Source organism: Acidipropionibacterium jensenii (genome assembly GCF_005890135.1).
Lineage (GTDB): Bacteria > Actinomycetota > Actinomycetes > Propionibacteriales > Propionibacteriaceae > Acidipropionibacterium > Acidipropionibacterium jensenii.
The window spans coordinates 772,327-793,330 of the sequence record NZ_CP040635.1; the positions used below are offsets into that span (position 1 = coordinate 772,327).

Below are 21,004 nucleotides of genomic sequence, written 5' to 3' on the forward strand. Positions count from 1 at the left end.
CGTTTCCGGCTCTTCCCAGATGAGGGTGTAGCGCACGTCGCGCGGCGGGCCGGCGCGTCGGTGGCCGGATAGGGGTCGAGGTCTCCCGAGGATGAGAGCTCCTACACACTCAGCCCGAAAGACCTCGACGTGCACGATGCTACCGTCGGCGGGCGCGCTGATGCGTTCGCCAGCCCCGACCTGACTGCCTTCTGCCGCCTCGACGAACTCGGCCTCGTTGTCACCGGGCAGCGACTCGAGCCGGATCGTGCCGTATTGGCCTGCCAGGTGGTCGAGCCCGACCGTGCCGTTCTCGCGTGCCGGGTCGTCGACGACGACCGCTGGTGCCGCGGCTGCGGCTGTGAAGGCAGCCCGCGCGACTCGGTCACGCGCGAGCTCGCCCACGCCCCGCAGGGCTGGCGGCCCACGACGCTGGAGGTCGTCGTGCGCCGTTACCGCTGCAGCGGCTGCGGGTATGTGTGGCGCCAGGACACCACGGCGGCGGCCGGGCCCCGGGCCGAGTTGTCTCGGCGCGCTCTGCGGTGGGCGCTGGAAGGGATCGTGGTCCAGCACCTGAGCGTGGCTCGGGTCGCCGAGGGGCTCGGGGTGGCCTGGGACACCGCCAACGACGCCGTTCTGGCCGAGGGCAAGCGGGTGCTGATCAACAACCCGCACCGGTTCGAAAAGGTGACCACGATCGGCGTGGATGAGCACGTGTGGCGCCACACCCGTCGCGGCGACAGGTACGTCACCGTGATCATCGACCTCACCCCAGTGCGAGATGGCACCGGCCCGGCCCGGCTGCTGGACATGGTCGAAGGACGCTCCAAGCAGGCGTTCAAGACCTGGCTGGCCGACCGCCCGCAGGAGTGGCGCGACGGCGTGGAGGTGGTCGCGATGGACGGCTTCACCGGGTTCAAGACCGCCGCCGTCGAGGAACTGCCCGACGTGGTGACCGTGCTAGATCCCTTCCACGTCACGCGCCTCGCCGGCGACGCCCTCGACCGGTGCCGCCGTCGAATCCAACAGGATCTGCACGGCCACCGCGGCCGTGCCGGCGATCCGCTCTACAAGTCGCGGCGCACGCTGCACACCGGCGCGGACCTGCTCAACGACAAGCAGAAGGACCGACTGGACACCCTGTTCGCCGACGACGCCCACGTCGAGGTCGAGGTCACCTGGAGCGTCTACCAGCGCATGATCGCCGCCTACCGCCACGAGAACCGGCGCCACGGCCGCGAGCTGATGGCCCGGCTCATCGACTCGATCAGCACCGGCGTCCCCAAGGCCCTGGTCGAGATCACCAAGCTCGGCAGGACGCTGAAGAAGCGCGCCGCCGACGTCCTGGCCTACTTCGACCGGCCCAGCACCTCCAACGGGCCCACCGAGGCGATCAACGGCAGGCTCGAGCACCTGCGCGGCTCGGCGCTGGGGTTCCGCAACCTGACCAACTACATCGCCAGATCCCTGCTCGAGACCGGCGGGTTCAGACCCCGACTACACCCTGGATCCTGAAGAGCCAGGAATCGGCAAGGCGAGCGATCTCGCGTTCGCCAGCCTGTGGTCGATCGGCGCACACGTCGAGATTGTCCGGCGCTCCGACACCGAACTGGATCTGGCCATGAACTCGGGGAAGAACCTCATCGAGCTGTGCACCTTCAAGGCCCGCGCGACGTCGGACTCCTCGGGGCACACCCACATCGTGGTCGGGGGTCTCGACACCTACAAGACCAGCCAGGAGAAGTACATGGGCTTCATCCCCGTCGGCCCCAAGCTCATCACCGGCATGGCCCAGTACAAGAACTTCCTCAACGGTGTCTCCAAGCTCCTCACGGCGCGCGACAACACCGCTCAGGTGACGATCGCCCAGGCGGCCTGAACCGATGGTCGTGACCGTTGTCGGCACCATCATTGGCATCGGACTCGCCGTACTCGCGGCCTGGAGTCAGATCGGAGACATGTTCCACCGCGAGTACCCGCGCCAGAACCGCAGTGACGCCATCGAGAAGTCCGGCCCCGACAGTCACCGCACCGAATAACCCGGGCCGAATGGCCCCGATGGAGTCGAGGGTGCCGGCATGGAGGCATGCTGGCTGTCTGGTGGCCGACTGTCTCGAGCCACCTGACATGAGTCGGCCGGGACCGATCCGCCCGGAACAGACGATGGCCCCGACGGAGTGATCCGTCGGGGCCATCTGTGCCCCTCAAGGCACGGCTCGGGGCATCGCCGGGCCAAGGAACCCTCGAGCCCATGAATCCCGAGACCATGAGTCTCAGACCCATGCCCCCAGCACCATGAACCCTCAGCCGATGAACCCTCAGCCGATGAACTCAGCCAGGGCGCGCTCCAGGGCCGGCTTGGGCTGGGCGCCGACGAAGCTCTTGACGACCTCGCCGTTCTTGAACACGAACATCGCCGGGATCGAGGTGATCCCGTACTGCTGGGCGGTGGCCGGGTTGGCGTCGACGTCGACCTTGGCCAGGGTGATGGCGTCGGAGTGCTCGTCAGCGATCTTCTCGAGGATCGGGCCGACCTGGCGGCACGGGCCGCACCAGCTGGCCCAGAAATCGACCAGAACGGGCTTGTCGGACTTCAGGACGTCAGCGTCGAAGCTGGCATCGGTGACCTCAATGGACATTTCAGATACCTCCTGGATGGTGTTCTTCCTGATGACTCACGTGTCGCGGTACCGGCCGGCAGGCACGATCCCGCGTGTCGGGCGGACCGCTCAGGCGTGCGCCCCAGCCCTGTCCGCCGTCTCGACGTCCTCTGTCTCAACAGTGCGGGACGTCGCGGTGTTCCCGGCGGCGTCCTCCACCTGGGGGCGGTCCTGGATCTGGGCCGGGGCCTTGTCCTCCAGATCGGCCAGGTAGGCCTGGGCGTCCAGGGCGGCGACGACACCGGATCCGGCGGCGGTGGCCGCCTGCTTGTAGGTCGGGTCGACGACGTCCCCGGCGGCGAAGACCCCGGGCACCGAGGTGCGCGAGCTGCGCCCCTGGACGGCGATCGTCCCGGCGTCGGTGAGGTCGAGCAGTCCATGCACCAGGTGGGTGCGCGGGTCAGAGCCGATGGCCTCGAAGACGCCGTCGACCGGCATCGGCGTCTCGGCCCCGGTGACGGTGTCGCGCAGCACCAGCCCGGTGACCTTCTGGTCGCCCTGGAATGCCGAGACCGTCGAGTTCCAGCGGAAGTCGATCTTGGGATCGGCCTTGGCGCGCTCCACCATCGCCGCCGAGGCGCGCAGCGCGTCCCGGCGGTGGATGACGGTCACCTGGGAGGCGAACCGGGACAGGAAGGTGGCCTCCTCCATCGCGGAGTCGCCCCCTCCGATGACGGCGACGTGGCGGTTGCGGAAGAAGGCTCCGTCACAGGTGGCGCACCAGGAGATCCCCCGGCCCGACAGCTCGGTCTCCCGCTCGCAGCCGAGCTTGCGGTAGGCCGACCCGGTCGCGTAGATGAGGGTGCGGGCCTGGTAGGTCTGCCCCTCGCCGGTGGTGACGGACTTCACCTGTCCGGCGATGTCGAGGGCGGTGACGTCGTCGTAGACGATCTCGGTGCCGAACTTCTCGGCCTGCTTCTGCATCCGGTCCATCAGGTCAGGGCCCATGATCCCCTCGGGGAATCCGGGGAAGTTCTCCACCTCGGTGGTCTGCATCAGCTCACCGCCGACCTCCACGGAACTGGCGATCAGCAGCGGCGACAGGTTCGCCCGTGCAGCGTAGATCGCCGCCGTGAACCCAGCCGGGCCGGACCCGATGATGATGACGTCTCGCATGGTTGCCCTTCCGAGTGTTGAGAACCAGAGATTACGGCCTGGCCCACCACTCAGACCAACGCGGGAGCGCGGCGAGTGATTCCCGCCGGTCGCCCCGCAGTGGTCCCGGACCGCTCCAGCGGCACCCCGTCGTGACCGGCGGTCCGCCGGCGGTTAGCGTGGGACCATGCCCACCATGCCTGCCGTCGCGGTGACCGAGTCGCTGCCCATCACGAACCCGAACTCGTTGGTCGACGTGGACCTGCCCGTTCCGACTCCCGGCCAGAATGACCTGCTCATCGAGATCCGGGCCATCTCCGTCAATCCGATCGACGTCAAGATCCGTCAGGGCGCCGGCACCCCGTCCGAGCCCCTGGTGCTGGGATTCGACGGGGTCGGCCAGGTGAGGGCCGTCGGCGAGGCGGTGGAGGACTTCGCCATCGGTGACGAGGTGTGGTTCGCCGGGGACCGCACCCGGCAGGGCAGCTATGCCCGCTACACCCTCGTCGACCACCGGGTCGCGGCCCGGCGTCCGGGGACGCTGGCCGCCGCCTCGGCGGCCGCCCTGCCGCTCACCGCGATCACCGCATCCGAGGCGCTGTGCGAGCACATCAACCTGGGCGGCGACGACGCCTTCCTGATGGTCGGTGGGGCCGGCGGGGTCGGCTCGATGGCCATCCAGCTCGCCCGGGTCCTCACCCAGGGGCCGGTGATCGCCACCGCCTCGCGCACCGAGAGCGACGAGTGGTGCCGCCGGCTCGGGGCCGACGCCACCATCGATCACCACCGTCCGCTGGCCGAGCAGGTCCAGCAGTTGGGGGTGGAGGGGTTCCAGGGGATTCTGTCGGCCTACTCGTCCGGACGCGAGGCCGACTTCGCCGAGATCATGGCGCCCTTCGGGCGTCTGGTGGTGATCGACGCGATGCCCAGTCTCAACACCAATGCGTTCAAGCCGAAGTCCCTGTCGATGGTCGCCGAGTCGATGTTCACCCGCACCCAGTTCCACACCTCCGACATCGCCGAGCAGGGCCGGATCCTGGCCCGGGTGGCCGATCTGGTGGACAACGGCAAGGTGCGGAGCACGATGACCAAGTGCTTCAAGGGGATCAACGCGGCCACCCTGCGCGAGGCCACCGAGCTGGTCGAGTCGGGCCACACCATCGGGAAGGTCGTCGTCGAGGCCGACGCCTGGTAGAGCACAGCCGAGGCCGACGCCTGGTAGAGCACTGCGAGGCCGACGCCTGGTAGAGCACAGCCGAGGCCGACGCCTGGTAGAGCACAGCCGAGGCCGACGCCTGGTAGAGCACAGCCGAGGCCGACGCCTGGTGAGGCCGTCCCTAAGCTGGGCGACATGACGTGTTGTGCGAAAGACCCGAAATCCCTCAAGACCGCACCGGTGGTCGCCGCCGGGCTCATCGGGGGGTGGCAGATCGCCCGTGCCACCGGCATCCGCCCGATCGGCGGGGTGGTGCTGGCGGCGGCCGGCGTCCTGGCGGGACGCAGCTGGCTGGCGAGGAAGGGACCGGCCACCACCGCTGCGCTGAGCGCCGGCTACCTGGCTGCCTTCGGACTGTCCCACCCGCTGGCCAAGAGGATCGGGGCGTGGCCCTCGGTGCTGGTGGTCACCTCGGCGATCACCGCGGCCGCCCACTACCTCGGAGACCGGAACTGAGTCCTGTCGAGGCCGTTCAGCCGGATCCCCGCCACCACCTCGTGGCGGGCCCCCTGACGGCTCAGGTGTGACTCCAGCAGGGTCACCTCTCGGGCACGCCACGGGGGTCGACTGAATCCGGACAGGGAGTCGACCTCAGCGGTGAGATCACCACGGTGGCACCGGGCCAGGGTGAGGTGCGCGCTGAACGCGCCGACCTCGGGCTGGGCCCCCGCGCTGTGCGCCGAGGATCTGATGGTGCGGGCCAGTCCGGGCAGCCGCCCGGTGGGGTCGGCGATCCCGAGCCAGAGCATCCGCCCGGAGACCGGGTCCGGGAAGGCACCCGATCCCGACAGGCCGATCTCCACCGGAGGGACTCTCTCGAGGTCGGCGGTGAGGGAGTCGGCGAGGCCTTCCGGATCGGCGACCGAGGCCATGAAGGCCAGGGTGATGTGGGCGTCCCCGGGCTGAATCCACCGGAATCGCCGCGGGTCCTGGGGACGTTGTCGTTCGCGCATCCGCTCCACCAGGTCGTCGACGGACTCCAGCACCTCGGCCGGCGGCACCAGTGCCACGTACATTCGGCTGCCCATGGATCGATCCTCGGTCAGCCGGGGGCCATTCTCAAGGACCCGGTCGATCTCATAGCCCCGGCCGACCTCAGCGCCCCGAGAAGGGTCCTGTCCCCGCCCTATTCTCGAGGGGTGATCGACCTGTCCCGACCTGCCCTTGATGTCGCCCCCCATCTGCTGGGGGCCATCATCCGGCACGGTCCGGTGAGTGTGCGGATCACCGAGGTGGAGGCCTACATGGGCCTGGTGGATCCGGCCTCCCACGCCTTCAACGGACCGGGCGGCCGGGCGGCGGTGATGTTCGGTCCTCCGGGCCGGCTCTACGTCTACCTGTCCTACGGGATCCACCACTGCATCAACGTGATCTGCTCCCCCGACGGCGTTGCCTCCGGAGTGCTGCTGCGCGCCGGGGAGGTGGTCGGAGGAACCCAGATCGTCCGGGACAGGCGCGGCCCGAAAGCGCCCGACCGCAAGCTGGCCAGCGGGCCGGGCAATCTCGGCCAGGCACTCGGCGTCGAACTCGCCGACTCCGGGATGGCCCTGGCGCTGGACGGCTTTGCGCCACCCACCGACGGGACCTCCTCCGACTGGAGCCTGGAGGCGCCCTCGGCACCGGTGGCCGCCAGGATCACCACCAGGATCGGCATCTCGAAGAATGCCGAGACCCCCTGGCGGTTCATCATCCCCGGCGAGCCCACCGTGTCGGGCCGGCGTCACTGAGGGGTGGCGTCACTGAGCGTGGCGTCGACGGCGACGGCGTCCCGAATCCGCCCGTGAGCCGCCCGGAATCGGGCCGCCACCCGTGGTCCGAAACGGAGCCGCAGACTACCGGTAGAGGGACTTGTCCAGGACCGCCTCGAGCTTGTTGACGCTGGCCTGGAGGCTGAACTGGTGGGCCATCAGGTCGTGACCGCGGGCGTGCCACCGGTCCCGGGTGGCCTGGTCGGCGTCGCGCACCCGCGAGATCCCCTCCACCAGGTCGTAGGGGTCGACGACCGCACCGACCTCGTCGTCGGAGATGACGTCGCGCAGAGGCACCTTGGCGTTGCTGACCACCGCCAGCCCGGCGGCCATGTAGTCGTAGAGCTTGTTGGGGCTCATCCCCTTGTTGAAGACCTTCTGCGGGGTGACAGTGTGCAGGCCGACATCGCAGGCCTTGAGGATCCGCACCAGCTCCGACTTCGGCACCTGGTCGTGGAAGGTGACATTGGTCAGCCCCCGCTCGGCGACCTCGTCGATGGCCCACTGCTTGCGGGCGCCGCCGCCGACCAGCAGGAAGTTGACGTCGGGCAGCTTCTGGGCGGCGTCGATGATGAGGTCCAGCCCGACGTAGTTCGCGTGGGTGCCGGAGAAGACCGCGGCGAACCCGCTGATGCCGTACTGGGAGCGCAGCTCGTCGCGGCTCTCGGGCACCTCGTACTCGGCCAGATCGGCGCCGTTGGGGACCACGGTGAGCTTGTCGGTGTTGATCCCGAGCTCCTCGAAGTGCTCCTCCCAGCCCCTGGGCACCACGACGATCTGGCGGGCGTTGGCGTAGATGGTCCGTTCCAGGCCGACCAGGATCTTGTGCAGCAGGGAGCCCTCCTTGACCGCCCCGCCCGAGACCAGGGAGTCGGGCCACAGATCGCGGACCTCCACCACGAAGGGCTTGCGTCGCAGCTTCGCGACGACCATCGCGGCGGCCGGGGCCAGGATCTGCGGGGAGGAGGCGAAGATGACGTCGGCGGGACGCACCAGGGCGCGCGCCCCGGCGCCGGCGGCGAAGGCCACCCAGCCGAGGATCCGCTTGGCGCCGTTGCCGGAGTACTGGGGAATCGGCACCAGGGTGTAGCGGGGATCGTCGACGGTCATCTTCTGGCCGCTGGTGTGGTTGATGTTGGCGGCGTAGAAGTGCGGGGTCCAGTGCTTCAGCCGGGAGAACATGTCGAAGTTGCGGGTGATGCCGCCTGATCCCGGGGGAAATGCGTAATGGTTGATGACGGTGACCCGACGGTTGGGCATCTGTCCTCCTGGCGTGACGGCGTGGCCCCAGCCTAACGGGCCGGACGCCGCCCGGCGCGGCCCGGCGTCGCGCCTCAAGGCTCACCCGGACCCGGGGGCCGGACCGAGCACTCCGGGTTCACAGGCCCCGCTCGGCGGCGGGACCGCGGTCCGCGGGGCTCAGCGTCCCGACCGGGTCGTTCCCCGCCTGGGTGGGGCCGACAGGGGATCCTCGGGCCACGGGTGCTTGATGTAGCGGCCGCGGTTCTCGGCGCGCACCTGCGGGTAGGCGTGACGCCAGAAGCTGGCCAGGTCGTCGGTGACCGCCAGTGGCCGGCGGGCCGGCGACAGCAGGTGGAGGACCACCTTCACCCGGCCGTCGCACACCGTGGGGCCGTGCGACCAGCCGAAGCACTCCTGGAGTTTGACGGCCAGCACCGGTGCCAGATCGGAGTCCACCGGCGGGTAGTCCAGCCGGATGTGGGATCCGGTGGGCACCTGGACGGCCTCGGGGACCAGCTCGTCCAGCCGTGAGGCGGCCGGCCAGGGCAGCAGACGTCGCAGCGCCGAGGCCATCGAGACCCCGCCCGCCGACCGACCCCGGGCCAGCGCGTCGATCTCGGGTCCGAGCCACTCCTCGGCGCGGGCCACCAGGGTCTCCTCGTCCATTCCCGGCCAGGGATCGCCCATCACCCGGTGCAGCAGGCCCAGCCGGTTCCGCAGCTCGACGGCGTTGCGGCTCCACACGAACATCCCGTGTCCACGGGCCGGGTCCAGACCCAGCCCCTCGCTGCGCAGGCCCTCCAGCACCGCCGGACGGGCCAGAGCGCGCCGGGGCCGGGTGGGGGTGGAGGTCAGCACGATGGCGCCGAGGCGGTGCTCACGGCGTCCGACCACCTTCCCGGACCGCCAGACCGCCGTGTCCTGGGTGTGGTCCAGGGTGCGGGCGGCCGCCATCGCCGAACCCTCGTCGATCGGCACCGCGGCCCGGATGAGAGCCCCGGATCCGGAACGACCGGGTGACCGGGTGGTCTCCGCGACGGCCAGCCAGGCCGATCCGGCGAGCCGTGAGCCGCGGGGCAGGTCGGCACCGGTCCCGCAGGCCAGCAGGTATCCGCTCGACCCCTCGGCGCGACGTCGGGCGATCCAGCCCGGATGGGCCAGGGCGACCACCGTGGCGACCACTGTGTCGGTCGAGGGATGCGGGTCTGCCGCGGGATGCGGGTCTGCCGAGAGATGGGCGTCCGTCAAGGGACGAGCGCCTCGCGAGGACCCGCCCTCCGTCACCAGGTGCTCCAGCCGGGCGGCCTGCTGACGCCAGGCCCGTGCGGCCGGGTGGCGCCCCGATCTGAGCGACCTCAGCAGGGCCACCAGGTCGCCCTCCTCGGCGCGGGCGTCGGAGGCCAGCATGGCGACCACCTCGGCGGCGTGTCGGGCGCCGATGCTGCCCGCCGACTCCAGCAGGGCGCGGGCCAGCCGCGGGTCGACCGGGATCTGGGCCAGTGCCCGTCCGGTGGCGGTGGCCCGTCCGTCGGCGTCGACCGCACCCAGCTGGCGCAGCTCCTCCTCGGCCTCGGCGACCCGGTCTACCGGCAGCGGGGTCGGCAATGCCATCCCCTCCCCGCGCGGGGATCCCCAGCAGGCCAGCGCCAGCAGCGGTCCGACCAGATCGGCGTGACGCACCTCGGGCGGGGTCTCCTCGTCCATCCCCGCCCAGTCCTCGGCCCGCAGGCAGCGGACGGCGACGCCGGGTCCCAGCCGGGCCGCGCGGCCGGCCCGCTGGACGGCCGAGGCCTTCGACTCGCGGACCGTCACCAGCCCGGTCATCCCCCGGCCCTTGTCCAGTCGCGGCTCCCGCGACAGCCCGGAGTCGACCACCAGACGCACCCCAGGCACCGTGAGCGAGGACTCCGCGACCGAGGTGGACACCACGATCCGGGGGCGCGACGAAGGGGTCAGCGCCCGGTCCTGATCGCGGGCCTCCATTCCTCCCGACAGGGCCAGGACGTCGACCCCGGCGAGGTCGGGACGACCCGACAGCCCGCGCACCACGGCGTCGACCTCTCGTCCCCCGGGGGCGAAGACCAGGGCGGAGGGGTGTCCGCCGGTCCCGGCCGACCGGTCGACGTCCCCGGCCTCCCCGGCCTTCCCGTCGGCGGGGTGGGAGAGGAGGTCGTGCATTGCGGTGGCGGTCACCTCGGCAAGATGTCCCAGGAAGTCCCGGGTCACTCCTCGCGCATCGGTCGGGGAACCGGCGGCCGGTGCCCAGCGGACCTCCAGGGGATGGAGCACCGAACCGATCTCGACCACCGCGGCCGGCTCCTCCGAGCCCAGCAGACCGGCCCAGAAGTCGGCGTCCAGGGTGGCCGACATCGCGACCACCGTGAGGTCCTCCCGCAGCTCGGCGAGGTCATGAACCATCGCCAAAGCCAAGTCAGAGTCCAGGTGCCGCTCGTGGACCTCGTCGAGAATCACGGTGGAGACGCCGTCCAGCTCCGGATCGCGCAGCAGCCGCGAGAGCAGCACCCCGGTGGTGACGAACTCCACCCGGGTGGCCCGGGTGGTGCTGGACTCGCCGCGCACGGTGTGGCCGGCGAACTGGCCCGGCCGGGTGCCGGTGAGGGCGGCCAGCCGGCGCGCGGCGGCCCTGGCGGCGATCCGGCGCGGCTGGGTGACGATCACCCTGCCCGGCCGGCCCGTCTCCTCGGCGACCGCGGCGGCCAGCGGCGGGACGAAGGTGGTCTTCCCGGTGCCCGGCGGGGCCTGGACGACCAGGCGGCCGGTGGCCAGGCCGTCTCTGAGTGGGTGCGCGTGGGCGGCGACCGGCAGTCCGGCGCCGATCCGTGCCAGGTCGATCACCAGGAGGTCTCCCGGGCGTCCTCGGGGTCCGGGGCGGTGGCCTCGGCGACCGTGCGGTCGGTGAGCGGTTCGGGCTCGGCGTCGCGCAGGCTCCACCGGGTGGCCGGGATCTCGTACCAGGACCCCACCACCCGATCGGCCAGCATCGTCATGATCGCGACGGCGTCCGGCTCAGCGTCGGGGTGCACGGCGTACTCCTGGGGGGTGAGCCAGGCGAGCTCGCGGGACTCCCCGGGCCGCGGGTCGTGGGCCGGATCCTGATCGGTGGTGAGGACCATGATCAGATCGGAGTGGAAATGCCCCTGATAAGGGGAATGAGTGTTCATCACGGCCGGAACCGGGTGCATGATGTCGTGCACGCCGTCGTGCATCTGCGGCAGCGGCTGCAGGACGTTGAACTGGCCGACCTCGTAGCCGGTCTCCTCGCGCATCTCGTGGATCAGCGCCTGCCAGGGATTCTCGGTGTGCTCGATGTGACCGCCCGGCTGCAACCAGATCCCCATCTTCCGGTGCTTGTGAACCAGACCCCGCCAGACGCCGTCAACGTTCCGGAAGATCCAGGCACTGATGGTGATGTCATGGCCATGGGCCTCGGTGTTCAGGTGCACAGTCGCTAGATTAGGCGGGGAGACGACTCCCCTGCACCCCTCGTGGCGGCAGCACCGCGGACACCACGGCCCGCCGCGCCGGCCACACCCCCACCCCTCGGACTCTGCCGAGAAGTGAAGAATCGCACTTTGTGAGGGTCAGCTACTAACGTGTTCTCAGCACAACCAGTACCCTGCGCCGGCGAATCCTGCCCAGCGACATCCCGGAGGTCTTGATGCAGCTCTCTCAACTGTTCCCCACACTTGGTCACGACGCGGCGTTCACGAGCCGGCACCCCCGGGTCGCCGTCGTCGGCGGCGGCTTCGGCGGAATGGCGGCCGCCAAGGCCCTGGCCGCAGAGGGATGCCACATCGACATCATCGACCGGCACCCCTACACCACCTTCCAGCCGCTGCTGTACCAGGTGGCCACCGGCGGCCTGAACCCCGGCGACGTCACCTACCGGCTGCGCAGCTTCGCCGCCAAGCTCGGCTCCCACGCCCGGTTCCGCCGCGCCTCGGTGACCAGCATCGACACCGAGAACCGCCTGGTCCACTGCGACAACGGCGAGCCCATCGAGTACGACTACCTCGTGCTGGCCCAGGGCGTCGGCGCCAACTTCTTCGGCACCCCCGGGGCGGCCGAGCACTCCTACACGATCTACACCCGCGGCTCCTCGCTGACCGCCCGCGACGTCATCTTCTCCAACCTGGAGGCCCTCGACACCGACGTCTCCAAGACCTTCGACGTCATCATCGTCGGCGGCGGCCCCACCGGGGTCGAGACGGCCGGCACCCTGGCCGAGATGAAGTCGGTCGGTATTCCGGCGATCTTCCCCGACGTGTCGATCGACCGGGTGCACGTCACCCTGGTCGAGATGGGCTCCCACCTGCTGGCCCCCTTCGACTCCAGCCTGCGCCACTACACCCGCCGCCAGCTCCAGAAGCGCGGCGTCGACGTGCGCACCGACACCGCCATCGCCGAGGTGCGCGAGGACTCGGTGCTGCTCAAGGACGGCCACGAGCTGCCGGCCGACATGGTGATCTGGGCCGCCGGCGTCGGGGCCCACAAGGTGGCCATGGACTGGGGCTTCGAGACCGGCCGCGGCGGCCGCATCGTCACCGACTCAAACCTGAGGGTGCACGGGCAGGACCGCATCTTCGCGGTCGGCGACGGCGCCATCATCGACGACAACCCACTTCCCCAGCTGGCCCAGCCGGCGATTCAGGGCGGCCAGCTGATCGCCCGCCAGATCGTCAACCTGGAGAACAACAGGCCGCTGGAGACCTTCCAGTACGTCGACAAGGGCACGATGGCCACCATCGGCCGCAATGCCGCCGTCGTCCAGCTCGCCAACGGTCCCAAGTTCACTGGTTTCCTGGCCTGGCTGGTCTGGGTGACCATCCACATCTACTCCCTGCTGGGCGGCCGCAACCGCATCCAGGCGATGATCAACCTGGGTTCGCGCTACCTCACCTTCAACCGCGAGGCCGGTGCGATCGTCGGCGACGTCCTCACCGCCGACGGCAACCCGGGCAAGGGCGACTCGGAGACCTTCCGCAAGGAGATCGCCGAGGAGATGAAGGGCTCCGACAAGGACGCCCCGAAGGCCTGATCAGCCTCACCAGACTGGACGACTCGAGCGACTCGACAGTCTGATCGGTTCGAACAGCGCCGCGGCACCCCAGGTCCTCCTGGGGTGCCGCGGCGTCTTCAGTGGGTTGCCGGTCCATGTGCGGGGCCCGCCCTGGGGATCAGCGGGCTCTGCAGCGATGCCAGTCGGCCCGGTGCGACCAGCAGGGACGGCGGTGTCAGCCGCCGGTGACGACGGCCGGTCCTCCGGTGCGCCCCCACTCGCTCCAGGAGCCGTCGTAGACCCGCACCGTGCGACGTCCGGACAGCACCGCGGCCAGGGCCACCACGCAGGCGGTGACCCCCGATCCGCAGCTGGCCACCACACCGGGCTGGTGGCAGACCTCGTCCACCCGGGCGCTGAGATCGTCGACCGATCTGAGCCGTCCGGCCTCCTGCAGCTCGGTGAAGGGCAGGTTCACCGCCCCGGGCATGTGACCGGTGCGCAGTCCGGGTCGCGGTTCGGCCTCCTCGCCGCGGAACCGGGAGCGGGAGCGGGCGTCCACCACGGTCTCGGCACCGCTGGCGAGGATCTGCTCGACATAGTCCTGGTCGACGACCAGGCCCTCCCGCGGGTGAAGGACGACGTCTCCGGGCGCCGGCGTCGGCGTGCTCTCGGTGGTGAGACGGTGGCCGGCCCGCTGCCAGGCCGGGTTGCCGCCGTCCAGGATCGAGACGTCGTCGATCCCCATCGCGCGCAGCATCCACCAGGGCCGGGCGGCGGCGAACAGGGAGTCGGTCTCGGTGACGACGACGTGCGAGTCCTCGTTCATCCCCAACCCGCGCAGAGCCTCCTGGAAGGTTTCAGGGGAGGGCATGGTATGCGGCAGGCCGGTTGTCTGGTCGCTCATCGGACCGTCCAGATCGAAGCGCAGCGCCCCGGGGAGGTGCGGGGCGGTCGGCGCGGCGCCCATCGAGGCATCGAGGACAAGGATGCGGCCGGCGTCGGGGCCGGCCAGGGCGGTGGCGAGCTCCTCGACGGTGACGACGGGGGTGGGCAGCAGCTCGTTCATGCCGCGATCATGCCACCGGGAAGGGGTGCACGGGTGGGGCCACCGCGAACAGGGGGCCGATGGCTGTGGGTGCCGAGATCCTAAATGCGGGGAGATCACGGGAGCCCGGGCCGCGGTCCCCTTGTGGCGAAGTGCCCGTGACGCAGCGTCCGGGGCGCACTAGCCTCACAGCATGAACAGGACAACGATCATCATCGCGGGTCTCGTCGCAGCCGGCGCCCTCATCGTGCTGAGCAGTCGCTGCCGTCGGCACAGCCATGATGTGGCCGGGGACCTCAAGCACCAGCTGCGCGATCTGGAGCACGACAGCCGCAGGAGGGGCCGCGGACGCCGCAACTCGCCGCGCTCCGACGGCCACGCCACGCCGGCCGGCGGCCACGGCCGTCCCGGCACCGCCCCCTCCTACTTCACCGCCTGAGAGCTGTCGAGGCTCGACACCGCCAGGGCACTGCCCCCACCCGGTCCGCAGTCTAGGCTGCGGCCATGCACATGTCGTCGCCCTCCACCGGCACCAGGCGAGGTGACGACCACCCCACTCTCCTGACTGGGGCTCGTGACTGGCTGGCGCGACACCAGACCGTTGTCATGGCGGTCCTCATCGGTGGGGCCATCGTCCTGGCCGTCATTCCCCGGTGGACCCAGCTCGGCGCCCAGAGCGTCTGGTCCGATGAGCAGTTCACTCTCAGTCAGACCAGCGGCGGTCTGACCCGGCTGCGAGACCGGGGACACACCGAGATCCACACGCCATTCTTCGCCATGCTGGTGTGGTTGTGGAATCACATCGTGTCCGTGGGCGCCGTGCGTGCCCGGGCATTCTCGGCACTGGTGACCACCCTCGGCATCGCCTGTGTGCCGCTCATGCTCAGGCGGACCCCGATACCCGCGCCGACCCGCTGGCTGCTCACCGCCGCGGTGGCCACCAGCGGACTGGGATTCGTGTACGGGCAGGAGATCCGCCCCTACGGTCTGCTGTGGGCACTGGCGGTCGCACTGACCGTCAGTCATCTCCGACTCGAGTGGGAGCCCCGCACGGGCGGGCCCACCGCACGGCGCCAGGCCGTCCATCTGGGCCTCGGGGTGCTGGCCTCCCTCACCCACCTGTTCGGTCTGGTACTCGCCGGCTGCAGCCTCGTCGTGCTGGTCCCCCGTGGCAGGATGCGTCCGCTGCGCGGCCTCCTCTTTCTCGCGGTGGTCTGCCTCCCCGAAGCCATCTGGATCATCCATGGCCGGCTCACGGTGCCGGGGTTCGCCGCCGGCACCTCCTGGAACGCCAGACCCGACCTCTCGGCAGTCACTCTCCTGCTCCAGAGCGTCTTCAGTTGGGGTGTCCCGTCGATGACCAATGGCGGATTCGTGTGGCACACCCCTGCGGGACCTGCCCTGGTCATCGTGGTACTCACGGTGGCGCTGAACCGCTACTGGAGACGCTCGGCGTCGTCCCGCGGCACACCCTCCCCGCCGGCCATCTCGGCCGCGACCGGCCTGGCTCTGCTGGCCGTGCTGATCATCACCTCGAGCTGGCTGGTCTCCCAGATCACCCCGCTGTGGACCCCCCGCAATCTCATCGTCGTGGACCCGGTGATCCGGATCGCCCTTGGCCTCCTCGTCGTCTCGGTGCCCGGCCGACCTGCTGTCCGGACCCTCCTCAGCAGTGCCCTGGTGATCGTGCTGACGGCCGGTCTGGCCACCGTCGTCTCCGCCAACCGCAGTCCGTGGAAGACCGACTTCAGAGCGGCCGTCCGACTCGCGATGACCACTCGCCATACCCATCCCGAGGTGCGCATCGCCGGCAACCTCGATCCGCAGTGGGCCGTGGGGACGACCTCGCACCCGGACGACCCGCGCACCGTCGCCGCCCTCACCCCTGACCGCTATGTCAGCCGACTGACATTCCCCTCCGGTGTCCGACTCGCCGACCACGACACCCTGTGGCTGATGTATCTGAGCCCGCAGGCAGACACCGACAGCAACACCCAGATCATGATCAACACGGCGAGTCCGTCCCAGTGCCACCCGATCGCGATCACCGGAATTCTGGCGATGTACTGCACGGCCAGGGCGAAGTAGCGCTTCGAAGCACCCCGTCACGTCATTCCCGTCCGGCCGGTCAGGCCTGACCCCTGGCCTGAGTCCTCGCGGAGGCCGGCCCGGCGCCACGAACCCGATGCGTGCGCTGCCACAAGGGCACACATCGGGAATACCATCGAACTCCCTGTCGTCCCCAATATCGGGACAAAACCGGCTGGCGGAACCTCGCCCGAGGGGAATAGCGTGTCCCCTGATTCAAGGTCGAACCCTCCGTCGAAGGCCCATCCTCTTGCCGAAACACCTTGCACGCCGTCTCGTCACCGCCATCGCCGCCGGAGCGACCCTGCTGGGCTCGCTGTGCACCGCCAGCGTCGCCCACGCCGACTATGCGACGCCCTATCAGCCGTTGATCGTCCCCGGGACACCCTCGGGGCAGGACTGGGAACTTGAGAACCCCGCGCCGCACACGACTGGGTCCACGGGGAACAACGTGTTCGGTGACAGCACAGGTGACAAGTACGCAGATATCTGGGGAATTCAGTGGGACGGTCGGTGGTCAAAGATGAACAAGGCCAACGGCATCGCTTCATTCTTCTCTGCCGTGCCTCCGTATATGTATCATCAGCAGCGCCACATCGACATCATGAAGTATCCGGGTGATATCGGTTACCACATGCACAACGTCACATCCCTCATGCCCACGGTTGACCTGAACGGCGACAAGTGGTGCGACTTCCTGGCGATCCAGGATGGCCAGATGTATGCCTACTACAACCAGGGCAGTGGCTACCTCGTCAAAGGACCGCAGGTCGGTAAGAACTGGAGCGGCATGGACCAGATCATCTTTGCCGGCCAGCTCAACGGGGATGGTGTGCAGTATGTGGTGGCCAGGAGCAAGTCGGACGGGAACCTGTACGGCTACACCATGGGAGTCGACGGCGCGCTGAGCAACGTCGGCCAGATCGGGAGGAACTGGGGTGGTGTCAGGTTCATCCTGGCTCCCGGTCAGTTGGTCGGAGACAAGAAGTACGACCTCATGGCGATCGACAACAACGGCGGACTGTTCTGCTACCGCGGGGCCGGTCTCGGCAAACTGAGCAATGCCGGACAGTGTGGAAGAGGATGGAACGGATTCCAGATCGCTCTTGTACCCGGGGACATGACTGGCGACGGACTGTGGGACCTGGTCGGGCTGCAGAACCTGAACCATCCCACGAACATGTATGTCCCGCAGGAGGGAAACAACGGGAACCCCACTGACCGCGGTCCGCTCTACCTCTACGAGAATCTTGGAAACGGCCGATGGGGCGCCAAGCACATGATCGGCTACGACTTCTACCAGTACAACGTCCTCGGCTGATCCACAGGCTCCTGACCAGCTCCCCCGACTCCGCGAAGCCTGGAGAGGGCCCAGTGTGGGCATCACCCCCGAACTCGTCGACGAGGACCAGTACTCTCCGTCTCTGCAGCGCCCTGGGGCTCAGGGCCGCCCCACCAGCTGAGCGGTGAGATCCAGCAGCACCTGGGCCTGGGCCTCGAAGGTGAGGCCCCGGTCGACGGCGGCCCTGCCCGCCGCGCCCATCCGGGCGCAGCCGGCCGGGTCCTCCAGCATCTCGGCGAGCACCTGCACGGCGGCCTGCACCGACTCCGAGTCGGCGAACCGTCCGGCATGGTACCCGGCGAACATCTGACGCCAGGCCGGGAAGTCGGAGGCGCAGAACGGCACCTGGGCGGCCATGTACTCGAACAGCTTGGTGGGCAGCGACCGGACGTAGTTGGGCAGCGGCTCCAGGAACACCAGACCCACCTGGGCACTGGCCAGCACGGCCGGCACCCTGGTCGGCGCCACCAGGCCGAGATGGTCCACCAGGCCCTCGGCCACCGCCGCCTCGACCACCGGTCCGCAGCCCCTCAGCGGACGTCCGGCCAGCACCAGGTGGGCCTTCGGGACCCGCTCGCGCAGGGCCCGGACGACGTCGATCATGAAGGAGAGCCGGCGCTCCTGGCTGAGATCACCGGCGTAGACCAGGCGTCCGGCCACCGGGGCGGGATCGACGGTGAAGTTCGCCAGCCAGGGGTAGTTGTGCACCACCACCGTGCGGCTGTTGCCGAACCCGGCGGCGACCGTCTCGGTGGCTGCCACGATGCTGTCGGCGCCGCGGTCGGCCAGTCCGACCAGGATGCGGGCGGTGCACCGGACGAGGGGCCGGGTGAGGCGGTTGAGATAGGGCTTGGTGTCGACCTGGCCGACCAGGTCCTCGTGGGCGTCGTAGATCACCTTGCAGCGGTGGCTGCGGCCCCACAGCAGGGCCATCGGGATGAGCTCCGGGTCGTGGATCTGCAACAGCTGGGGACGCAGCCTGCTCAGCGCCCGCCAGGCCTCCGGCTGGCCCGCCAGCATCCGCAGCACCCGCCCCCCGGTGCGGTGCAGCGCGACCACCGGGACGCCGTCGTCGAGCCCGTCGCGCTCGGCGCTGATGACCAGGTGGAAGTCGTAGCCGGCGGCGGCCACCGCGCGCGCCTCCTTGTTGAAGACGCGATTGTCGTGGCCGTTGTGGACGGTCGACAGGTGGACGACCCTCGGCGAAGCCTGACTCACTCCAGCCACTCAGTCCCGATCGGGGGTCTTGGCGGCCAGCAGCACCTCGGCCACCTTCGCCGCGGCATGGCCGTCGCCGTAGGGATGACCGGGATCTCCCACCGGTGCCGGACGCACCGCGGTGGCGGCCAGGTGCTCGGCGTCGGGATCGAGGATGTTCCAGCCGTTGTCGACGGTCTCGGTCCACTCGGTCTCGGTGCGCACCGTGGTGCACACCGTCCGCAGCAGGAAGGCCTCCTTCTGAAGGCCGCCGGAGTCGGTGATGACGCCGTCCGCGTGGATCACCGCATTGACCATGTCGGGGTAGGCCAGCGGGTCGATGGTCTCCAGATTTCCGCGGGCGATCGTGATGCCGTCGGTCTTCGCCCGCACCCGGAGCCTGGGGTGGACCGGCAGGACGACCTTGCGGTCCAGGGATCCCAGGGCGTCGAGGATGTGCTCCAGACGGTCCTGCTCGTCGGTGTTGTCGGCGCGGTGGATGGTGGCGAGGATGTACTTCTCGCCCTCGGCGACGCCGGGCACCGGGCGCGGTTTCGCCAGCACGGAGTCGCGCACCTGCATGCAGACGTCGGTCATCACGTCGCCCACCAGGATCGAGCGCGAGGCCAGTCCCTCGTCGGCCAGGTGCTTCATGGCGACCTCGGTGGGAGCCAGACACAGATCGGCGGCGTGGTCGGTGAGCACCCGGTTGTGCTCCTCGGGCATCCGCCGGTTGAAGGAGCGCAGGCCGGCCTCCAGGTGAGCCACCGGAAGGTGCATCTTCACCGCGGACAGGGTTCCGGCGATGGTGGAGTTGGTGTCCCCGTAGACCAGCACCCAGTCCGGATCCATCTCCTCCAGGACGGGATCGAGCTGTTCGAGCATCCGGCCGGTCATCACGCCGTGGGAGCCGCCGCCGACACCCAGGTGGAGATCGGGGGCCGGGATGCCCAGCTCGATGAAGAAGGAGTCGGACATGTTCACGTCATAGTGCTGTCCGGTGTGGATGATCTTGTGGTCGATCCCGGCCGCCGCGAAGGCCTTGGCCACCGGGGCCAGCTTCACGAACTGCGGTCTGGCGCCGACGATGCTGACGACTCGCAAATCTGTTCCTCTCAGTTGAACTACCGGGATCGCCATCAGACGTCCGCCCCGGGGACCCGCTCCGAGTCTCCGCCCTACTCAGGTCATTCGGACCAAGCCCTTCAGACTCTAGACTCTGCCGAGCTACGAGCCTCAGTGCCGCCCACGCCGCTCAGGTGAACGCGAGGCATCGTGGATGGTGTCACGGTAGGCCTGTTCCATCAGTTCAAGACTCAGCTTCCATGAGTAGTGGGCGAGAACGTGGTGGCGTCCGGCCTGGCCCATTCGCCGCCTGAGGTCCGAGGAGTCGACGAGACGCCCGAGCGCCGCTGCTGCAGCACCAACGTCCCGCCGGGGGACGATGAGGCCGGTGCGGCCCTGCTCCACAACCTCTGCCGGTCCGTCCGTGTTGGTGACGACCACCGGAAGCCCACATGCTCCTGCTTCCAGGATTGCCACTCCGAAACTCTCGGAGTCGAGAGTCGACAGGGCTGCGAAGACGTCCAGGCCGGCCAACGCCTTCGGCACCTCCTCATGGGGCACTGCGCCGTGGAAGACGACTGACTGGCCCAGACCGGACGCGAGCTCGCGCAGTGCACCTTCGTCGGGTCCTTCGCCATAGAGGTGCAACTCGAGACCTTGGTCGGCTCGATGCTCACGCACCACCGCGAAAGCCCTGATGAGGTCGTCGATGCCGTACTTGGCGAACAGTGCCTTGACCGTCCCGACACGCACCACACCATCCTCAGGACGAGGGCTGGGCACGAACTCATCGGTGTCGACACCGAATGGGGTGATCGATATCGGCCGCCGTCCGGCGTAGTGACGGATGACGTCCGCCATGCACAGGCTGGTGGAGGCCAGCCGGGTGGCCGCAGCGAGGTTGTCCCTCACGATTCGGGCGGCCGCCGCGTTGCGCCGTGGCGTGTCGTAGATGTCGGCCCCCCACACCGACAACAAGGTTGGCTGCCGAATGTGTGCGAGTCGGGCCATCAGTCCGTACCCGGTGGCGAAGTGCACGTTGACGATGTCCGGGTCAACCGAGTCTGCCAACCGCCGCAACCACCAGGCGTCAGTGAGATAGCGGCCGGCACGCAGGTCCGGTGCAAGATGCAGGTGAACGTCCCGACTGAATGTGTGTCGACCGGGCCGGTGAGCCGTGGCGAGATGCACATCATGTCCGCGCTCAGCCAACCCATTGGCCCACCGGACCATATGAATCGAGGAAGCCGCTCCCACCAGGAGAACTCGCATAGTTCCGCACCTTCTGTCAGAGCCCGCGTCTG

Annotated in this window: 19 protein-coding genes and 1 pseudogene; 10 read left to right on the forward strand and 10 right to left on the reverse strand. The window is 69.3% G+C overall.

Annotation, left to right across the window (positions count from 1 at the left end; translation table 11 throughout):
* Positions 1-129 precede the first annotated feature (129 nt).
* From FEZ32_RS03445 to FEZ32_RS13465, 3 genes are all read left to right on the forward strand, one after another.
* Entirely contained in the window at positions 130-1,494 is a 1,365-nt protein-coding gene (locus FEZ32_RS03445; protein WP_138679925.1) for an ISL3 family transposase, read from the forward strand.
* Positions 1,495-1,600: 106 nt separating this feature from the next.
* Positions 1,601-1,858 (forward strand): hypothetical protein, encoded by a 258-nt coding sequence (locus FEZ32_RS03450; protein ID WP_138679926.1) that lies wholly within the window; start codon positions 1,601-1,603, stop codon positions 1,856-1,858.
* A gap of 4 nt (positions 1,859-1,862) precedes the next feature.
* Positions 1,863-2,018 (forward strand): hypothetical protein, encoded by a 156-nt coding sequence (locus FEZ32_RS13465; RefSeq protein WP_154101205.1) that lies wholly within the window; start codon positions 1,863-1,865, stop codon positions 2,016-2,018.
* A 279-nt stretch (positions 2,019-2,297) separates the two neighbouring features.
* On the opposite strand, the gene trxA is transcribed toward FEZ32_RS13465, so the two are convergent.
* Positions 2,298-2,618, reverse strand: coding sequence for a thioredoxin (gene trxA, locus FEZ32_RS03455; RefSeq protein WP_028703602.1), 321 nt, complete (start codon positions 2,616-2,618; stop codon positions 2,298-2,300).
* Between the two features lie 219 nt (positions 2,619-2,837).
* Positions 2,838-3,755 (reverse strand): annotated as a pseudogene (trxB, locus tag FEZ32_RS03460) (thioredoxin-disulfide reductase); the annotation flags it as partial.
* 166 nt (positions 3,756-3,921) lie between these two features.
* On the opposite strand from trxB, the gene FEZ32_RS03465 reads away from it, so the two are divergent.
* Entirely contained in the window at positions 3,922-4,929 is a 1,008-nt protein-coding gene (locus FEZ32_RS03465; protein WP_138679927.1) for a zinc-binding alcohol dehydrogenase family protein, read from the forward strand.
* A gap of 156 nt (positions 4,930-5,085) precedes the next feature.
* On the forward strand, positions 5,086-5,406 hold the full coding sequence (locus tag FEZ32_RS03470; protein ID WP_028703604.1) for a hypothetical protein: 321 nt from the start codon (positions 5,086-5,088) through the stop codon (positions 5,404-5,406).
* On the opposite strand, the gene thpR is transcribed toward FEZ32_RS03470, so the two are convergent.
* On the reverse strand, positions 5,385-5,978 hold the full coding sequence (gene thpR, locus FEZ32_RS03475) for an RNA 2',3'-cyclic phosphodiesterase (RefSeq protein ID WP_036982094.1): 594 nt from the start codon (positions 5,976-5,978) through the stop codon (positions 5,385-5,387). The genes FEZ32_RS03470 and thpR overlap by 22 nt on opposite strands.
* Positions 5,979-6,089: 111 nt before the next feature.
* On the opposite strand from thpR, the gene FEZ32_RS03480 reads away from it, so the two are divergent.
* Positions 6,090-6,677 carry a DNA-3-methyladenine glycosylase gene (locus FEZ32_RS03480; protein ID WP_138679928.1) on the forward strand — a complete coding sequence of 196 codons (588 nt, stop codon included), beginning with the start codon at positions 6,090-6,092 and terminating at the stop codon, positions 6,675-6,677.
* A 105-nt stretch (positions 6,678-6,782) separates the two neighbouring features.
* On the opposite strand, the gene FEZ32_RS03485 is transcribed toward FEZ32_RS03480, so the two are convergent.
* The 3 genes from FEZ32_RS03485 to FEZ32_RS03495 form a co-directional block, all read right to left on the reverse strand.
* Positions 6,783-7,958, reverse strand: a complete 1,176-nt coding sequence (locus tag FEZ32_RS03485; protein WP_028703607.1) for a glycosyltransferase family 4 protein — start codon at positions 7,956-7,958, stop codon at positions 6,783-6,785.
* Positions 7,959-8,117: 159 nt separating this feature from the next.
* Positions 8,118-10,796 carry an ATP-dependent helicase HrpB gene (gene hrpB / locus FEZ32_RS03490; RefSeq protein ID WP_138679929.1) on the reverse strand — a complete coding sequence of 893 codons (2,679 nt, stop codon included), beginning with the start codon at positions 10,794-10,796 and terminating at the stop codon, positions 8,118-8,120.
* On the reverse strand, positions 10,793-11,404 hold the full coding sequence (locus tag FEZ32_RS03495) for an NUDIX hydrolase (RefSeq protein WP_138679930.1): 612 nt from the start codon (positions 11,402-11,404) through the stop codon (positions 10,793-10,795). Before FEZ32_RS03495 ends, hrpB begins: the two co-directional genes overlap by 4 nt.
* Before the next feature lie 215 nt (positions 11,405-11,619).
* On the opposite strand from FEZ32_RS03495, the gene FEZ32_RS03500 reads away from it, so the two are divergent.
* Positions 11,620-12,999: an NAD(P)/FAD-dependent oxidoreductase gene (locus FEZ32_RS03500; protein ID WP_138679931.1), complete on the forward strand. Its 1,380-nt coding sequence runs from the start codon at positions 11,620-11,622 to the stop codon at positions 12,997-12,999.
* Positions 13,000-13,195: 196 nt separating this feature from the next.
* Here the strand turns inward: FEZ32_RS03500 and FEZ32_RS03505 are convergent, their stop codons facing one another.
* Positions 13,196-14,029, reverse strand: a complete 834-nt coding sequence (locus FEZ32_RS03505; RefSeq protein ID WP_138679932.1) for a sulfurtransferase — start codon at positions 14,027-14,029, stop codon at positions 13,196-13,198.
* Between the two features lie 172 nt (positions 14,030-14,201).
* On the opposite strand from FEZ32_RS03505, the gene FEZ32_RS03510 reads away from it, so the two are divergent.
* The 3 genes from FEZ32_RS03510 to FEZ32_RS03520 all read left to right on the forward strand — a co-directional run bounded on the left by FEZ32_RS03510 (position 14,202) and on the right by FEZ32_RS03520 (position 17,417).
* Positions 14,202-14,447 (forward strand): hypothetical protein, encoded by a 246-nt coding sequence (locus FEZ32_RS03510; protein ID WP_138679933.1) that lies wholly within the window; start codon positions 14,202-14,204, stop codon positions 14,445-14,447.
* 167 nt (positions 14,448-14,614) lie between these two features.
* Complete coding sequence (locus FEZ32_RS03515; RefSeq protein WP_138679934.1) at positions 14,615-16,096, forward strand: hypothetical protein; 1,482 nt, start codon at positions 14,615-14,617, stop codon at positions 16,094-16,096.
* A gap of 250 nt (positions 16,097-16,346) precedes the next feature.
* Positions 16,347-17,417 (forward strand): FG-GAP repeat domain-containing protein, encoded by a 1,071-nt coding sequence (locus tag FEZ32_RS03520; protein ID WP_138679935.1) that lies wholly within the window; start codon positions 16,347-16,349, stop codon positions 17,415-17,417.
* Between the two features lie 120 nt (positions 17,418-17,537).
* On the opposite strand, the gene FEZ32_RS03525 is transcribed toward FEZ32_RS03520, so the two are convergent.
* From FEZ32_RS03525 to FEZ32_RS03535, 3 genes are all read right to left on the reverse strand, one after another.
* Complete coding sequence (locus FEZ32_RS03525; protein ID WP_138679936.1) at positions 17,538-18,656, reverse strand: glycosyltransferase; 1,119 nt, start codon at positions 18,654-18,656, stop codon at positions 17,538-17,540.
* A gap of 9 nt (positions 18,657-18,665) precedes the next feature.
* Positions 18,666-19,739 carry a non-hydrolyzing UDP-N-acetylglucosamine 2-epimerase gene (wecB, locus tag FEZ32_RS03530; RefSeq protein ID WP_138679937.1) on the reverse strand — a complete coding sequence of 358 codons (1,074 nt, stop codon included), beginning with the start codon at positions 19,737-19,739 and terminating at the stop codon, positions 18,666-18,668.
* Positions 19,740-19,871: 132 nt separating this feature from the next.
* Entirely contained in the window at positions 19,872-20,972 is a 1,101-nt protein-coding gene (locus FEZ32_RS03535; protein ID WP_138679938.1) for a glycosyltransferase, read from the reverse strand.
* Positions 20,973-21,004: the final 32 nt, after the last annotated feature.